Here is a 17,259-nt window from a genome sequence, read left to right as displayed (position 1 = left end):
AAATTAATCTGATGCTTTTTTTTAGATAGTTATTTAAAAAAAAAAGGAAATAGAAATAATTTTTTTAATGTTCCATATGTTTTGAATAGCCTTTCCATTTTTCTATACAATCTTGCATATCGTCTGGAATTGGCGTGTTAAAACTCATAAATTTTCCTGTAACAGGATGTTCAAATCCTAATGTTTTTGCATGTAGCGCTTGTCTTGGTAGTGCTTTAAAACAGTTTTCTACAAATTGCTTGTATTTTGTAAACGTTGTCCCTTTTAATATGCGTTCTCCTCCATAACGTTCGTCGTTAAAAAGGGTGTGACCTATATGCTTCATGTGTACACGTATTTGGTGCGTACGTCCGGTTTCTAATTTACAGGACACTAAGGTTACATAGGTAAGGCGTTCTAATACCTTGTAATGTGTTACTGCTGGTTTTCCTTTATCGGCTTCATCACCAAAGTAAACTGTATTTTGTAATCTGTTTTTAGGGTGGCGACCTATATTTCCTTCTATTGTTCCTTCATCTTCTTCTACATTCCCCCATACAATGGCTACATATTCTCGCTCACTAGTTTTATCTTTAAACTGTTTAGATAAATGTGCCATGGCTTGTTCTGTTTTTGCAACAACTAACAGTCCACTTGTGTCTTTATCTATTCTATGTACTAGTCCTGGTCTATCGCTAGAGTTTTTTGGTAAGTTATCGAAGTGGTATATTAAACCATTTATTAGGGTTCCAGAATAGTTTCCATGTCCTGGATGCACTACAATTCCTGCGGGTTTGTTTACTACTAACAGCACATCGTCTTCGTAAACAATATCTAGAGGCATATTTTCTCCAACCAATAAGTTCTCGAAAGGTGGATGCTCGAAAAGTACTTTTATTTTATCTAAAGGTTTAACCTTATAATTAGATTTTACTATTGCTCCATTTACATAGATATTGCCCTCTTTTGCAGCTGCCTGCACTTTATTTCTAGTGGCATTTTCTATAAAATTCATTAAGTATTTATCTATACGCAATGGTGTTTGTCCTTTATCTACTTCAAAAGCATAATGCTCGTAAAGTCCATCTTCATTTTGCTGTTTTGGCGTATAATCGTCCATATAAAGTCTGCTATATTACTGTTGTTATTTAGTTACGAACGATTTCCGTTCCCCAATACAACATCTATTGTTGCCGTTTTTGGCAACTCATCTCCTCTTTTAATTGCTTTTCCTTTGTAAGTCATTTTTACAACTTCATCTTCCCCTAAATAATCTACATACGTTTTTTTACCTATTTTAAAGCCTAACGACTCTAATGTAGGTTTGGCTTGTCTGTACGTTCTTCCTACTAAATAAGGCACTTTTATTTTTCTATAACCAGAAGGGTTTAATGTAATGTATATTTTACGGTTCTCTTTAACTTCTTTACCTGCAATAGGGTCTTGGTCTATTACAGAAAATTTAGGGTAATTAGGGTTGTAATTAGCCGAGTCTTGTATTTCCATAACTAGATTGTTATCTTCTAACTCCACTTTAACGACTTCTATGGATTTTCCTTTTAAGTTTGGTACGGTTTCAAAATCGCCATGATTGGTTGTTACATTTAACCATTTTAGAATGATAAAACATAATACAACAATAGCAACTAATGCTAGTGCTATTTGTTTAAAAAAAACTTTACTGGTAAGAAATTTAATAATACTCATTCAACAAATTGGAGTTAATGTTTGCAAGGCAAATATATAAAAACAAAAAGGTTTTTCTTTTAGTATAAATAAATGATATTTTAGCTAAACTAATTATACGAATAGATATTGTGTATTAGATTTTATTTACAGAAGTTTAATTAAAATAAAGGTCCGTTTACACGGAAGTTGTAATAATGAAAAACATTGCTATTATAATGGGTGGGTATTCTAGCGAATATCAAATTTCTTTAAAAAGTGGAAATGTAGTGTATGAGGTTTTAGACAGAACTAAATATAAAGGGTATCGTGTTCATATTTTTAAAGACAAATGGGTTTATGTAGATGATAATAATGATGAATATTCTATAGATAAAAACGATTTTTCTGTTACTATAAACAACTCAAAAATTAATTTCGATTGCGTTTTTAATGCTATACATGGTTCACCTGGAGAAGATGGTTTTATGCAGGCTTATTTTAAGCTTATTAATTTACCACAAACAAGTTGTAATATGTACCAAGCGGCTTTAACGTTTAATAAGCGTGATTGCTTAAGCGCACTAAAGCCTTATAATATTTTAACTGCAGAAAGCTACTTCCTTAACTTAGAGGATACTATTAATGAAGCAGAAATTATAGATAAAGTTGGTTTACCTTGCTTTGTTAAAGCCAATAAAGCTGGAAGTAGTTTTGGTGTAACTAAAGTGCATAAAAAAGATGATTTAAAAAATGCTATCGCTGTAGCTTTTAAAGAAGATGATGAAATTATTATAGAATCTTTTTTAGATGGTACCGAAGTCTCTGTTGGAGTTATAACTTATAAAGGGAAAACAAAAGTTTTACCTATTACAGAAATTGTAAGCGATAATGATTTTTTTGACTATGAGGCTAAATACTTAGGTAAGTCTCAAGAAATAACTCCTGCTAGATTAACTAAAGCGCAAGAAGAGAAAGTAAACCTTGTTGCTAAAAAAGTATATGAGGTATTAAAAATGACTGGCTTTTCGCGTAGCGAATTTATTTTTAAAGATGGAGAGCCACATTTATTAGAAATGAATACCGTTCCTGGGCTTACTAAAGAAAGTATTTTACCTCAGCAAGCCACAGCTGCTGGTATTTCTATGACAGATTTATTTAGTAATGCTATAGAAGAGGCTCTTAAATAACACTTTAAAAATACCTACATTGGTTTTCTTTAAAAAATGATAACTTTGTAATCCATTATAAACCTTTATTATGAAGCGCGCCATATTCCCCGGATCTTTCGATCCTATTACTTTAGGACATTACGATATTATTGAACGTGGTGTAACCTTATTTGATGAAGTTATTGTTGCTATAGGTGTTAACGCTTCTAAAAAATACATGTTTTCTTTAGAGGAACGCATGGAGTTTATTAGAGAGGCTTTTAAGGATGAGCCTAGAATAAAAGTAGTTAGTTACAAAGGCTTAACTGTAGATTTCTGTAAAGATATTGGTGTCGATTTTATTTTAAGAGGTTTACGAAACCCTGCCGATTTTGAGTTTGAAAAAGCCATAGCGCATACTAATAGAGACCTTGCTCCTATTGAAACTGTATTTTTATTAACTGCAGCAAAAACATCTTACATAGCGTCTTCTATTGTTAGAGATGTTATTAGAAATAATGGAGATTACACTAAATTAGTCCCTAAAAGTGTACGTATAAAATAGTCTTATTTTTTAGCTACTAAATTAATGGTTAGGTATTAAAAGGTTTGTGCTGCTTTTTTAAGAATTAAGAATGAATTACTTTATTTAAAACTTCAACAAATTCTGTTGTTACAAAGGGTTTTAAGATATAATCATTAATATCGTATTTTTTAATTTTCATTTCTACCTCGTCTGTAGTAGCTGCTGTTAATGCTATTATAGGTATTTCTGTATTAAATTCTCGTATTAATTTCGTGGTTTCATATCCATCCAATTGTGGCATATGCAAATCCATTAAAATGCAATCAAATTTTTCTTTTTTTACAGCTTCTATAGCACGCTCGCCAGAATCGACTACTTTACTCTCTATTTCTAAAGATTCTAAAACTTTTTTAGTTACTAATTGATTTATTTTGTTATCGTCTACAACTAAAATATATTTTTTACCAATACGCTCTAATTGGTTAGTATACGATGCGGTTAACTCATTTGATTTATCACTTTTTTTAAAGGCTATATTAAAACTTAATGTTGTTCCTTTCCCTACTTCACTTTCAATGTCTATAGAACTGTCCATGACTGTTAAAATTCGTTTTACAATAGAAAGCCCTAGTCCCGTTCCATTATATACATTTTCGGTTTTTGTTTCATCTTGATAATAGTCTTCAAAAATTTTTATTTGTTTTTCTTTAGCGATACCTTGTCCTGTATCTGCTATACTAAAATCTATATTGATGGTATCTTCTGTTTCTTTTTCCTTTTTTATGTTAATATTAATATCTCCATTTTGAGTAAACTTAATAGCGTTAGATATTAAATTAATAAATACTTGTGATAGCTTTAAAGAATCCCCCACTAAAGTTATTGGTATAGTATCATCATAATCTAAGTGAATTCTATTATTACTATTTCTAAGGGCGTATTCTAAACTGTCTATTATATTATATACTAAGTTTTTTAATTGAAAATCTAATAATTGAATTTTCATTTTGCCAGACTCTGCTTTATTTATTTGTAAGACATTGTTTATTAAAGACATTAAATGGTTGCCTGAAAACTTTAAAGATTCTAAATACTCTTTATGTTTTGCACTTACATTTTCTTTTAATAATAAACCAGATAATTCTATTACAGCATACAGCGGTGTCCGTAGTTCGTGACTAATTTCTGAGTAGAAATCACTTTTTACTTTCGACAATTTTTCTGCTTTATCTCTAGCTTCCTTTAGTGCTCTATTTTTTTTATAGCCCCAATACAGTGTTACAAATAATAATCCACTTAAAACCCCTAATAGAATATTAAATCTATTCGATTTTTCTAACGATTGCTCTTGAATTAATTTTTCTTTTTCTATAAAACTTAGTTTCTCTTCGCTCTCTTTTACCTTGAATTTTGCTTCTATATTTCTAGCCAAAGCTATATTTTCTATTTTATAAATGGAATCCTTAACCTCAACATATTTTTCATACATTTTTGTTACTTCTTCGTGTTTTTTTTCCTCTTTTAAAAAGCCTATTTTATACTCATATATTGCTTCTAATAATTTTAAGTATCCCTTTTCTTTACAAAGCTCTATTGCTTTATTAAAATATATTTTGGAAGATTTGTAATCTTTCATTTTGTAATAAACAACACCTAAACACAACCAGATATCTCCATGAATACGCTTTTGACTCTTATTATTACTTTTATTTAAACATTTAAGGGCAGTCTTTAAGTATTGTAATGCTTTGGGATAATCCTTAGAGTATTCCATTAAGTTATACCCTAGATTATAATTAGGATACGCCATTGCATATTTTTCTTTATAGTCTTTAGCATATTCTTTTGCTTCCGTAAAGGCTTTATTAGATTCCTCTAGCATTTCGAAATCTCTATATGTAACACCTATATTATTATAGCCTATAATAATACTAGTTGTGTCTTGAAGTTTTAAGTATAAGTCTTTAGATTTAAAAGCATAATAAAACGCTTTTTCTTTGTTTTTTAATTCTGCGTAAGAATAGCTTAAAGAGTTATATGCTTCTGCTACTAAATAAATGTTCTTTTTAACTTTTAAAAGCTTTAAGAGGTTTTCTACAACATTAATAGACTCTCCATACTGACTTTTATCGTTTAACTCAAAAGCATTGTAAACTACATCATAGAGAGAATCCTCTTCTTTTAATGTTAAACCTTCTTGAGCAAAAACTGGAGTGTATGTACAGGTAAGAAACAACAGTCCATAAAAAAAATACTTCATCTGTAATACTTTACTATTGTAATCTAGTAAAAAAACTTCAGAAAACGACTGTTTATCGTTAAAAATTGACTTTTATCGGTTAATAGATATTAAAAATGAACAAAATATTATAAATTATATTCTGATAAAGGCTTAGTAAATTTTTCTGGATCTGCGGCTAAATGATAACGAGGGTCATCTATGGCTTCTACTATTACCTCTCTAAATTTAGGGCTAGACTTATATAATAATGCCTTACAATCTTCGCTTAAATGTTTTAATTTAATTGTTTTTCCTTCAGCTTCATATTTTTCAACTAAATTAAAAATAGCTTCTAAAGCCGAATGATCACTTATTCTAGATTCTACAAAATCTATTTCTACATGATCAGGATCGTTTTTTACATCAAATTTTTCATTGAATGCTATAATACTACCAAAAAATAAAGGTCCCCATATTTCATAAACCTTTGTTCCATCTTCTTTAATGCGCTTTCTAGCACGAATACGTTTTGCATTTTCCCAAGAAAACACCAAAGCACTAATAATAACACCTGCGATTACTGCTATTGCTAAATCGAAAATTACAGTTAATAAAGACACAGCTATTAATACAATAACATCACTTACTGGTATTTTATTTAAAATTCTAAAACTACTCCATGCAAATGTTCCTATAACAACCATAAACATAACCCCTACTAATGCGGCAATTGGCACTTGTTCTATTAATCCCGAAGCAAACAATATAAATACTAATAGCGCTAATGCAGCAACAATACCAGATAACCTTCCGCGTCCACCTCCTTTAATATTTATTAAAGATTGTCCAATCATGGCACAACCGCCCATACCTCCAAAAAGACCAGTAATAATATTTGCACCACCTTGTGCTAAACACTCTCTATTGGAGTTTCCTCTAGTTTCTGTTATTTCGTCAACTAAGTTTAAAGTCATTAAAGATTCTATTAAACCAATCGCTGCTAAAATTAAAGCGTAAGGCCCAATAAACTTTAAAGTCTCCCAATTAAAAGGCACTTTGCTAAATATATCCCATTGAAAACTTGGTAAACCACCTTTTAGACCTTCACCTCCACCATCTCTTATAAAACTTCCTACTGTAGCAACATCTAAGTTTCCAAAAATTACAATAGCAGAAACTACTAATATTGCGACTAATGCTTCTGGTAGTTTTTTAGTTAGTTTAGGTAGCCCAAACATAATTCCCATAGTTAATAGAACTAAACTAATCATAATAAATAACGGTGTCCCTTGCATCCAAACTTTCTCTCCTCCAACAGTTTCTTTAAACATACCAAGCTGAGACAAGAAAATAACAATAGCTAAACCATTTACAAAACCCATCATTACAGGGTGTGGTATTAAACGTACAAACTTACCCAACTTAAATACACCAGCTAACATTTGTATTATTCCCATTAAAATAACAGTAGCAAATAAATAATATAAACCTAACTGCTCTCCATCTGCTCCCATAGCATTACCCTTAGCGACCAAAGTAACCATTACAACTGCTAAAGCCCCAGTTGCTCCACTAATCATCCCTGGTCTACCACCAAAAACAGAGGTAATTATACCAATCATAAATGCAGCGTATAACCCCACTAAAGGGTCTACTCCCGCAACAAAAGCAAAAGCTACTGCTTCTGGAACTAAAGCTAAAGCTACAGTAAGTCCACTTAAAATATCATTCTTAGCATTTGCTGTCTGTTTTCTAAAAAATGCAGTCATAGGTTTGTTTTTTGAAGCTGCAAAAGTACATTTAATTAAGAGATACACAAAGCGGTAATTGTTATATTTGTTGCATACATACTAGCTAAACATCTTTACTAATGAAAAAAATATTCGTTCTATTCTTATTAATAAGTGCCTGTAATACAGAAAAAAAAGACTTAAGTTTCGATTTCACAACACCGTTTGAAACGTCACAAGGAACTGAGACTGCTACTTACGAAGAAACCATTAGCTTTTATGAAAATTTAGCTCAAGTATATCCAGAAATTACAATTAAAGCTATTGGAGAAACCGATTCTGGTAAACCATTACATATTGTTACTTTAAATCCCGATCCTAATTTTAATTTCTCAAGCCCTAGAGATAACAAACGTGTTATGCTTATTAATAATGGAATTCATCCAGGTGAAAGCGACGGGATAGATGCAACAATGTTACTTTACAGGTCTATTGTACAAGGTAAAATAGAAATGCCCAAAAGCACAGTATTGGTTACCATACCTATTTATAATGTTGGTGGAAGTTTAAATAGAAATACAGGTTCTAGAACTAACCAAAATGGCCCTAAAGCTTACGGTTTTAGAGGGAATGCGCGTAATTACGATTTAAATAGAGATTTTATAAAATCGGATACTAAAAACGCCAGAACCTTTGCAAAAATCTTCCACCTGGTAAAACCAGATGTTTTTATAGACAACCATGTAAGCAATGGTGCAGATTACCAATATACTCTAACCCATTTATTTACTCAGCATAATAAATTAGGAGGAGCACTTGGCAATTATTTGCACACTAAAATGATGCCTAATCTTGAAAAAAAGCTTTCGGAAGCATCTTGGGATATTACACCCTATGTAAACGTTTTCAATACTGTACCAGAAAAAGGGTTTTCTCAATTTATGGATTATCCAAGATACTCTACAGGTTACACCACGCTATTTAACACTTTAGGGATGATGGTAGAAACACACATGTTAAAACCATATAAACAACGCGTAGAAGGCACATACGAGCTAATGAAAAATATGATCGCCATTACAGAAAATGATGGCAAACTTATTTCTAAATTAAGAGCTAATAGTTACAACAATTATAAAACAGGCTCTAATTATTCATTAAATTGGACAGTAGATACTAGTAAAACCTCTACCTTAAATTTTAAAGGCTTTGAAGGACGCATGATTGCAAGCGAAATTACTAATGCACAACGCCTAAAATTTGATACCTCTAAACCTTTTACAAAAAAAGTACAGTACCGTAATTATTTTAAAGCAAAAGACTCAATAACAATACCCAAAGCCTATGTAATCCCTCAAGGTTGGCATAATATTATTACTTTATTAAAACTGAATAATATTAAACTAGAGCAGTTAAAAAACGATTCTACAATTACAGTAGAAAACTATAAAATAGACACTTACAAAAGTAGAACTACACCTTACGAGGGACATTACCTTCATTACAATACCAATGTAAAATCTAGTATAAAACCTATAACTTTTAAAGCAGGAGATTACATTGTAAACACCAATCAAAATGGTATACGTTACCTTATAGAAACGTTAGAGCCTCAAGCTCCAGACTCTTTTTTTAATTGGAATTTTTTCGACACGATATTACAACAAAAAGAAGGGTTTTCTCCTTATGTATGGGAAGACAAAGCAAAAACACTACTAGATAGTAACCAGCAGTTACAACAAGAATTTGAAGCTAAAAAACAATCTGATGATAGTTTTGCTAAAAACTGGTACGCTCAACTAGATTGGCTACATAAACAAAGTAATAATTACGAAAAAGCACACTTACAATACCCAATTTATAGGATTAAATAATTAAATTTGAAAAGATGTCACATCAATATCAAATACTATTATTGTTAATGATACTTCTTTTTACCTCTTGTAAACAAGAAAAAAAAGCTAATGCTACACCTTTAATAACTAAAAAAGAATGTATAAACAATATTCTAAAATTAGATGATTCATTAGGTAAATTAAGAAATATTGAGTGTAAACAAGTGCCATTAAGCCAAAGCATAACAAATTATACTACAGCCTTAAACAACTTAGATTACACATCCTGTCCCAAAGCATTTTCTAATGCTTTTAACCAACATACCAAAGCTTGGGATAAAATGATTGAAGTTACCAATAAATATGCAACACTAAGAGGAGAAATGCATGATTTATTTAACCAAATAGAAATTAGTAAAGACTCTACACAGTTTAAAATTTTATTAAAAGACATTTGGGACACATGGGAAAATATCGAGAAGACGACTAAGTAAACCACTCAATAAAACACACAGACTACATACTATCTATAGAATATGTAATATATTAGTTCCCTTAAAATTCATAATATGAAAAAGATAAGCTTTTTAACATCTTTAATACTAATATGTATAACCAGTTGTTCTGAAGAAAAAACAGAAAAAACAACCTTAACAAAATATGTTGAAGACTCACACTCCTATGCCAAGCCTAATGAAGCTAACACAAATCATTTAGACCTAAATATTGAAGTTGATTTTGAAACAAAACAAATTAAAGGAACTGCCACTTATAAAATTAATAACAATAATGCTTCTGAAATAATCTTAGACTCTAAATTTTTAGACATAAAAAAAGTATTAGTAGATAATAAAGAAGTAACGTTTTCTCTTGGTAAAAACGATAAACAGTTAGGGCAAGCTTTAAAAATACCATTACAAGCAGCCTCAAAACAAATTACAATATATTATAATACCACTAATAAAACAGAAGCATTACAATGGTTAAGCCCACAACAAACGGCCGATAAAAAAGAACCTTTTTTATTCACACAAGGACAAGCCATTTTAACACGTACTTGGATTCCAATTCAAGATAGTCCACAAATTAGAATAACCTATAATGCTACAGTAAAAGTGCCTTCTCAGCTTATGGCAGTAATGAGTGCAGAGAACCCTAAAGCCAAAACCGCAAATGGCATTTATACTTTTAAAATGCAACAAGCCATCTCACCATACTTAATTGCATTAGCGGTAGGAGACATAAACTATAAAGCCGTTAGTAATAGAACCGGAATTTATGCAGAACCTTCCATATTAGAAAAAGCACACTATGAGTTTTCAGACATGGAAAAAATGGTAGTCGCCGCAGAAAATTTATACGGAAAATACAACTGGGAACAATTTGATGTTATAGTACTACCACCTAGCTTTCCATTTGGAGGTATGGAAAACCCAAGACTTACTTTTGCAACACCAACAGTAATCGCTGGAGATAAAAGTTTAACATCCTTAATTGCTCACGAGTTAGCACACTCTTGGTCTGGTAACTTGGTTACAAATGCAACTTGGAATGATTTCTGGCTCAATGAAGGCTTTACAGTATATTTTGAAATGCGCATTATGGAAGCCTTATATGGTAAAAACAGAGCAAACATGCTAGCCTTAATAGGAAGACAAGATTTAGAAGAAGAACTAGAAGGCTTTAAAGACAGTCCAGAGGACACAAAGCTAAAACTAAACTTAAAAGGACGTAATCCAGATGATGGCATGAATAGTATAGCATACGACAAAGGTTATCTCTTTTTAAGAACCTTAGAAGAAAAAGTAGGCAGAGCAAAGTTTGATACTTTTTTAAAAAACTACTTTAAATCTCATGCATTCTCTACGATGACAACAGAACGTTTTATAGAGTATTTAAATACTAATTTATTAAAAAAACATAACATTACTTTTAACACTAAAGAATGGATTTATAACCCAGGACTTCCAGAAAACCAAGCTATTATAACGTCTAATAAATTTAAAAAAGTAGAAGAAACGCTCGCTACATTTTTAAGCACAAAAACAATAGACAAAACACTAACTCAAAACTGGACAACACAAGAATGGGTACATTTTGTTCGTAATTTCCCTAAAACAATCACGCCAAAACAAATGGAGCTTATAGATAATGCTTTCGATTTAACACACTCAAATAATTCATATATAGCAATGGTGTGGTTTGAGCAATCTGTAACGCATGACTATAGAGGTAATAATGTAGACGACATTATTAAACAATTTTTAAATAAAGTAGGACGCCGTTGGTATGTTTCCACCATTTTTAAAGCCTATAAAAATGCAAACAAAGTGGATGAAGCTATCGAAATCTATAAAAACTCTAGAGCAAATTACCATTCTGTAACTGTAAATACAATAGACAAAATGCTTGAGTATACAGAATAAATAAAGACTTTACAATGAATCGTTATAAAGACACCTTTAAGACATGGAATAAAGTAGCAAAACGCTATGAAGATAAATTCATGGATTTAACGCTTTATAACGATTCTTACGATTTATTTTGTCAATCGCTAAACTCGAAAACCCCAAAACTACTAGATATAGGCTGTGGACCAGGAAATATAACTAAATACCTATTATATAAACTACCCAATAGTGTTATTGAAGGTATAGACATTGCTCCAAATATGGTAAAGCTTGCTAAGCAAAACAACCCCAAAGCCAGTTTTTATGAAATGGACATAAGATCTATTAATACTTTAAAAACTAAATATGATGGTATTATCTGTGGTTTTGGACTCCCTTATTTATCTCAGGCAGATGCAAACTTACTCATAAAAAACAGTTATAACTTACTAAATACAAATGGCATACTATACATAAGTTTTATAGCTGGTAATTATGAAAACTCTGGCTATGTCTCTGGCAGTACAGGAGACAAACTCTTTTTTTATTACCACAATTTAGAAAACTTAAAACAAGCTTTAATAAATAATAAGTTTAAACTTACTACAACTACTTCTGTAGATTACACAAGCACTACTAAAAAAGAAACACATACTATTTTAATAGCGAATAAATAGTAACCTATTATTAACAACCCGTTGTGCTTTTTGGTTACAAACTCTTACTCCCCATACAAATGTTGTGTTTTTTCAATCATAAAACACACAACAGCTTATATTAAAATCTTAATATTAGCATACGAGTTTTTTAAGGCTTCTGTTACTTCATCCCCTTGTAACCATTCTACTTTTGTAATACCTTCTGCTTCTTGAGGCCACAAGTTTCCACTAAAATTAGTTTTCATTTCAAACCAATACGTAATTTTAATTTTCAGTTTCCCATTACGCTTAAATAAATGGTAAGTAGTTTCTAACGGTTTTGTAATACTTAACCCCTTAACTCCTGTTTCTTCTTCAACCTCCCTAATAGCAGTAACCTCTATAGTTTCTCCTTTTTCTATTTTACCTTTAGGCAAATCCCATTTATCATTTCTATATATAAATAAAATAGCACCAGCTTCATTATATACTTTACCACCTCCAGCTACAACATTAGGCAGCTTTTTAAGAAACTTCTTTAGCAGTGTTTTCTCATTATGATGAATTAATCTAACCGATTCTATTTTTTTACTAGATAGCGTTTTAATTACCGTATCTATACTAATATCCTTAAGTAAAAAGTTTTTAAAATTGGTCTCTTTTTCAACCTTAGTAGTTAAAATAATGGGTTTATCATTTACAAAAATGCGGTGCATAATATATAGGGCAATAGCTTAGTTGTGGTAAATCTAACAAAATTTACTTAACAGCAATAGCACAAAAAAATATTTTTTTCATTAATTAAGTACTACTCTAAAATTAAATTAATGTTTACTTTTGCATCATGATTTTCGACAAACACATCGCTAGACAAACTGCAAAAGTTTTATTGCAAATAAATGCTATAAAACTCCAACCAAGAGATCCTTTTACATGGGCTTCCGGATGGAAGTCTCCTATTTACTGTGATAATCGTATTGTATTATCCTTTCCTCCTGTTAGAAACTACATAAGAGAGGAAATGGCTAAATTTATAGAAAACGAGTATGGCAAACCAGATGTTATTGCTGGTGTGGCAACTGGAGCTATAGGTATAGGTATGTTAGTAGCAGAATATTTAGGCTTACCTTTTGTGTATGTTAGACCAGAAGCTAAAAAACATGGCCGCCAAAACCAAATAGAAGGTTTCATAGAAAAAGGCCAAAACGTTGTTGTGGTAGAAGATTTAATAAGTACAGGAAAAAGTAGCTTAAATGCTGTTAAGGCATTAAAAGAGGCTAAAGTAAATGTAAAAGGAATGATTGCAATATTCTCGTATGGTTTTGAAATTGCAGATGAAAATTTTAAAACAGAGAACATAACATTACATACATTAAGTAATTATGAAAACTTATTAAATGAAGCCTTAGCGAGTAATTATATTACTGAAGAGCAAGTGCAATCATTATCAGAATGGAATGCTAATCCAAGCGAATGGAACGCTAATTGATATATTCTTTATATTAAAGAACACTAATAAAATACAAATGAATTTAGAATCCCCAAAAGTAACACTACAAAAATCGGCTCAAGAAACCTTTAATTTTTTAAGCGACGTAAAAAACTTTGAAGCATTAATGCCCGAAAACATTAGCAAATTTGAAGTTTTAGGAGACGACAAGTTTTTATTCGCTTTAAAAGGTATGCCAGAAATTGTTCTAAAAAAGAAGGAAGCAATAGCGCCAAATAAAATAGTTTTAGGAGCTGCAGGAGGCAAATTAGACTTTTCGCTTACAGGACATATTACGGCAATAAACGATAATAGTAGTGAGGTACAATTAATATTTGCAGGAGACTTTAATGCTATGATGGCTATGATGATAAAAGGCCCAATCTCTAAATTTATAGAGACTTTAGCAAACAATATGAAAACGGCAATTTAATACAATAATGTCACTTCTTTAAGGGCATATTCCTTAATAATTTCATCCTCAAGTTCTATAATAAGGTTTCCCGTTTGGGTGACACCTTTTATAAAACCAGAAAACAAACAGCCTTCAGCATCTTTAAATGTTGAAGGTTTATTTTTTCTAAACAATAGCGTTTCATACTCTTCTTTTAAAAACTTAAAATCCTGTTGCTCTAATACAGAAAAGTAAGCTTTTAAATGTTTTAAAAACTGATGCAAAATTTCATCTAAATCGTATAATTTTCCTGTAATTAATTTAACCGAAGAGGCTTTAGGCAGTTTTTCAAAATTAGTTTGATTAACATTTAAACCAACTCCAATTATTGATGATGACAGTGCCGTTTGTTTTATGACATTTTCAATTAATACTCCGCAAATTTTTTTGTTTTCTGACAAAATGTCGTTTGGCCACTTTATCTGTATTTTATTTACACCTAAGGTTTTCAGCGTTTTAACCAGAGACAAAGCAGTAACTATACTTATATAAAACTGTTGTTCTAATTTTATATTAATATGTGTTTTATATACACTAAACGTTAGATTTTTAAAGGCTTCAGAGTTCCAAACAGTCCCCATTTGCCCTCGCCCGTTAGTTTGCTTTTTAGTAACCACAACAGTATAATCCTCTATAGTTCCTTCACTGCTTATACCTTTTAAAAAAGTATTTGTAGAATCGATGGCATCAAGTTTGATTATACGCATAATAATTGGTTATCTTCGTACTATAAATTAACAATAAAAAATCTTATGATTTTTTTAAAGCATAAAGAACCAAAAAATAATAACTTTGCACAAATTAAATCAAGTTAATGGTTAAAAAAGAAACAAATGCAGACGCACTTATAACCACAATTATAAGTGGCATTGAAGATGTAAAAGGACAGCATATAAATATTCTCGATTTAAGAGAAATAGACAATACAGTTTGCGATTATTTTATTATTTGTGAAGGTACTTCTAACACACAAGTAAATGCTATTGTAAGCGCTGTACAGAAAAAAGTAAGTAAAGAACTTAGAGATAAACCTTGGCATGTAGAAGGACTAGACAATGCAGAATGGGTTTTAATCGATTATGTAAACGTTGTAGTTCACGTATTCCAAAAACAAATTAGAGAATATTACGATATAGAAAGCCTTTGGGGAGATGCAAAGACCACTCTAATTGAATCAAAATTTTAAAAACTCTACATGTCAGACAATAAAAAAAATACACCCCCTAAAAAACCTAAATTTAATAGTTATTGGATTTATGGTTTAATCATTATAGCTTTAATTGCTGTTTCCGTTTTTAGTGGTGACACTATTAGTGATAAAAACAGTATAGCTCCATCTCAATTTTTCGATTTCGTAAAAAATGGAGATGTAAAAAAGATTGAGCTTATTAATAAGCGTCTTGCAAAAGTTTACCTAACAGAAGAGGCTGAAGCATTAACAATTCACGAAAAAAATAAATCAAAGCAATATCCTTTTTCGACTGAAAAATCACCAAATTACACCTTTGAAATAGGAGATTTAAGAACATTCGAACAAGATTTAGCAGCAGCTAAAGAAAACTTAAGTAAAGAAAAACAACCAATATATAAACCAAAAACGGAAGAAAACCCATGGGCTACTGTGATGAGTTTCCTTCCTTTTATATTAATTATAGCAGTTTGGATTTTTATAATGCGTCGTATGTCTGGCGGAGGTGCTGGAGGTGCTGGAGGTCAGATTTTCAATATAGGAAAATCTAAAGCCAAGCTTTTCGATCAAAATACAGAAGTAAAAACAACATTTAAAGATGTTGCTGGTTTAGAAGGAGCTAAAGAAGAAGTACAAGAAATTGTAGACTTCCTTAAAAGCCCTGAAAAATATACCTCTTTAGGAGGAAAAATACCAAAAGGAGCCCTTTTAGTAGGCCCTCCAGGAACAGGTAAAACTTTATTAGCAAAAGCCGTTGCAGGAGAAGCTAAAGTGCCTTTTTTCTCTTTATCTGGTTCAGATTTCGTAGAAATGTTTGTAGGTGTTGGAGCCTCTCGTGTAAGAGATTTATTTAAACAAGCTAAAGAGAAATCTCCTGCTATTATATTTATAGATGAAATTGATGCTATTGGTCGTGCAAGAGGTAAAAATGCCATGTCTGGAAGTAATGACGAGCGTGAAAACACGTTGAACCAATTATTAACAGAAATGGATGGTTTTGGTACAAATACAAATGTTATTGTATTAGCAGCAACCAATAGAGCAGATATTTTAGATAAAGCCTTAATGCGTGCTGGCCGTTTCGATAGACAAATTTATGTAGATTTACCTAACTTAACAGAAAGACGTGCTATTTTTGAAGTGCATTTAAGACCGCTTAAAAAAGTAGATGGTTTAGATGTAGACTTTTTAGCAAAACAAACACCAGGGTTCTCTGGAGCAGATATAGCTAACTTATGTAATGAAGCGGCTTTAATTGCTGCAAGGACCAATAAAAAAGCTGTAGAAAAACAAGATTTCTTAGATGCTGTTGATAGAATTGTTGGCGGATTAGAAAAAAGAAGCAATTTATTTTCTGTAGAAGAAAAGAAAACTATAGCCTACCACGAAGCTGGGCATGCTACAGTAAGTTGGTTTTTAGAACATGCAGATCCTTTAGTAAAAGTTACCATTGTACCAAGAGGACGTTCTTTAGGAGCCGCATGGTATTTACCACAAGAAGCCTATATTACTAGAACCAATAAATTTCTAGACGAAATATGTGTTACAATGGGTGGTCGTGCAGCAGAAAGAATTATTTTCGATCAAATCTCAACTGGTGCTTTAAGTGACTTAGAAAGTGTGACTAGAAAAGCCAAAGCCATGGTGATGATTTATGGTTTAAATGAAAAGGTAGGAAACATTACTTATTATGATCCTGCGGGAGAAAATGGTTTTGTAAAGCCTTACAGTGAAAAAACAGCAGAATTAATTGATGGTGAAATTAAAAACATTGTAGAAACACAGTTTCAACGTGCTTTAGATTTATTAGAATCTAAACGTGATGTTTTAGATAAACTAGCTGAAAGACTTATAGAAAGAGAAGTTATTTTTAAGGATGATTTAGAAGAAATTCTTGGAAAACGTCCTTTTGATACAGAACCTACATTAGAAGCAAAAAACGAAGAGGAATAAACCTTCTATATCATAAATAAAACTAAAAATCTTAAATTA

The 17,259-nt window shown here is 31.2% G+C and carries 16 protein-coding genes; 10 read left to right on the top strand and 6 right to left on the bottom strand.

Translation table 11 applies throughout. The features are described 5' to 3' along the window. Window positions 1–64: 64 nt before the first annotated feature. On the bottom strand, window positions 65–1,099 hold the full coding sequence (locus tag ACVC08_RS09885; protein WP_452601916.1) for an RluA family pseudouridine synthase: 1,035 nt from the start codon (window positions 1,097–1,099) through the stop codon (window positions 65–67). 32 nt (window positions 1,100–1,131) lie between these two features. Beyond that, complete coding sequence (locus ACVC08_RS09880) at window positions 1,132–1,686, bottom strand: PASTA domain-containing protein (protein ID WP_452597443.1); 555 nt, start codon at window positions 1,684–1,686, stop codon at window positions 1,132–1,134. A 176-nt stretch (window positions 1,687–1,862) separates the two neighbouring features. Here ACVC08_RS09880 and ACVC08_RS09875 point away from each other — a divergent pair, with 176 nt between their 5' ends. Both ACVC08_RS09875 and coaD read left to right on the top strand, forming a co-directional pair. Further along, window positions 1,863–2,834, top strand: a complete 972-nt coding sequence (locus ACVC08_RS09875) for a D-alanine--D-alanine ligase (protein WP_452601915.1) — start codon at window positions 1,863–1,865, stop codon at window positions 2,832–2,834. A 70-nt stretch (window positions 2,835–2,904) separates the two neighbouring features. Further along, window positions 2,905–3,360 (top strand): pantetheine-phosphate adenylyltransferase, encoded by a 456-nt coding sequence (coaD, locus tag ACVC08_RS09870; RefSeq protein WP_452597445.1) that lies wholly within the window; start codon window positions 2,905–2,907, stop codon window positions 3,358–3,360. Between the two features lie 64 nt (window positions 3,361–3,424). Here the strand turns inward: coaD and ACVC08_RS09865 are convergent, their stop codons facing one another. Beyond that, a complete protein-coding gene (locus ACVC08_RS09865; RefSeq protein WP_452601914.1) occupies window positions 3,425–5,581 on the bottom strand; it encodes a response regulator in 2,157 nt (718 codons plus the stop codon). 107 nt (window positions 5,582–5,688) lie between these two features. After that, entirely contained in the window at window positions 5,689–7,311 is a 1,623-nt protein-coding gene (locus ACVC08_RS09860) for a SulP family inorganic anion transporter (protein ID WP_452601913.1), read from the bottom strand. A 101-nt stretch (window positions 7,312–7,412) separates the two neighbouring features. Between ACVC08_RS09860 and ACVC08_RS09855 the strand changes: the two genes are divergently transcribed. The 4 genes from ACVC08_RS09855 to ACVC08_RS09840 all read left to right on the top strand — a co-directional run bounded on the left by ACVC08_RS09855 (window position 7,413) and on the right by ACVC08_RS09840 (window position 12,174). Continuing rightward, window positions 7,413–9,146 (top strand): M14 family metallopeptidase, encoded by a 1,734-nt coding sequence (locus ACVC08_RS09855; RefSeq protein WP_452601912.1) that lies wholly within the window; start codon window positions 7,413–7,415, stop codon window positions 9,144–9,146. A gap of 14 nt (window positions 9,147–9,160) precedes the next feature. Next, on the top strand, window positions 9,161–9,601 hold the full coding sequence (locus tag ACVC08_RS09850; RefSeq protein WP_452601911.1) for a hypothetical protein: 441 nt from the start codon (window positions 9,161–9,163) through the stop codon (window positions 9,599–9,601). A gap of 75 nt (window positions 9,602–9,676) precedes the next feature. Next, a complete protein-coding gene (locus tag ACVC08_RS09845) occupies window positions 9,677–11,533 on the top strand; it encodes a leukotriene A4 hydrolase C-terminal domain-containing protein (RefSeq protein ID WP_452601910.1) in 1,857 nt (618 codons plus the stop codon). Between the two features lie 14 nt (window positions 11,534–11,547). Continuing rightward, complete coding sequence (locus ACVC08_RS09840; protein WP_452601909.1) at window positions 11,548–12,174, top strand: class I SAM-dependent DNA methyltransferase; 627 nt, start codon at window positions 11,548–11,550, stop codon at window positions 12,172–12,174. Window positions 12,175–12,269: 95 nt separating this feature from the next. Here ACVC08_RS09840 and ACVC08_RS09835 read toward each other — a convergent pair whose 3' ends face one another. Then, entirely contained in the window at window positions 12,270–12,851 is a 582-nt protein-coding gene (locus ACVC08_RS09835; protein ID WP_452601908.1) for an NUDIX hydrolase, read from the bottom strand. Window positions 12,852–12,979: 128 nt separating this feature from the next. On the opposite strand from ACVC08_RS09835, the gene pyrE reads away from it, so the two are divergent. Continuing rightward, window positions 12,980–13,624, top strand: a complete 645-nt coding sequence (pyrE, locus tag ACVC08_RS09830) for an orotate phosphoribosyltransferase (protein ID WP_452599533.1) — start codon at window positions 12,980–12,982, stop codon at window positions 13,622–13,624. 37 nt (window positions 13,625–13,661) lie between these two features. Continuing rightward, on the top strand, window positions 13,662–14,057 hold the full coding sequence (locus ACVC08_RS09825; RefSeq protein ID WP_452599534.1) for an SRPBCC family protein: 396 nt from the start codon (window positions 13,662–13,664) through the stop codon (window positions 14,055–14,057). On the opposite strand, the gene ACVC08_RS09820 is transcribed toward ACVC08_RS09825, so the two are convergent. Continuing rightward, the gene (locus tag ACVC08_RS09820) at window positions 14,054–14,785 is read right to left on the bottom strand and encodes a biotin--[acetyl-CoA-carboxylase] ligase (protein ID WP_452601907.1); all 732 of its coding nucleotides are present in this window, start codon (window positions 14,783–14,785) and stop codon (window positions 14,054–14,056) included. The genes ACVC08_RS09825 and ACVC08_RS09820 overlap by 4 nt on opposite strands. Before the next feature lie 107 nt (window positions 14,786–14,892). Here ACVC08_RS09820 and rsfS point away from each other — a divergent pair, with 107 nt between their 5' ends. After that, window positions 14,893–15,264 carry a ribosome silencing factor gene (gene rsfS / locus ACVC08_RS09815; RefSeq protein WP_452598568.1) on the top strand — a complete coding sequence of 124 codons (372 nt, stop codon included), beginning with the start codon at window positions 14,893–14,895 and terminating at the stop codon, window positions 15,262–15,264. A 9-nt stretch (window positions 15,265–15,273) separates the two neighbouring features. Beyond that, on the top strand, window positions 15,274–17,220 hold the full coding sequence (ftsH, locus tag ACVC08_RS09810; RefSeq protein WP_452601906.1) for an ATP-dependent zinc metalloprotease FtsH: 1,947 nt from the start codon (window positions 15,274–15,276) through the stop codon (window positions 17,218–17,220). Window positions 17,221–17,259 lie beyond the last annotated feature (39 nt).

It is taken from the genome of Pontimicrobium sp. MEBiC06410 (assembly GCF_053601615.1).
Note: the sequence above shows the minus strand (reverse complement) of the source record. Positions and strands in the feature narration are given on the sequence as shown.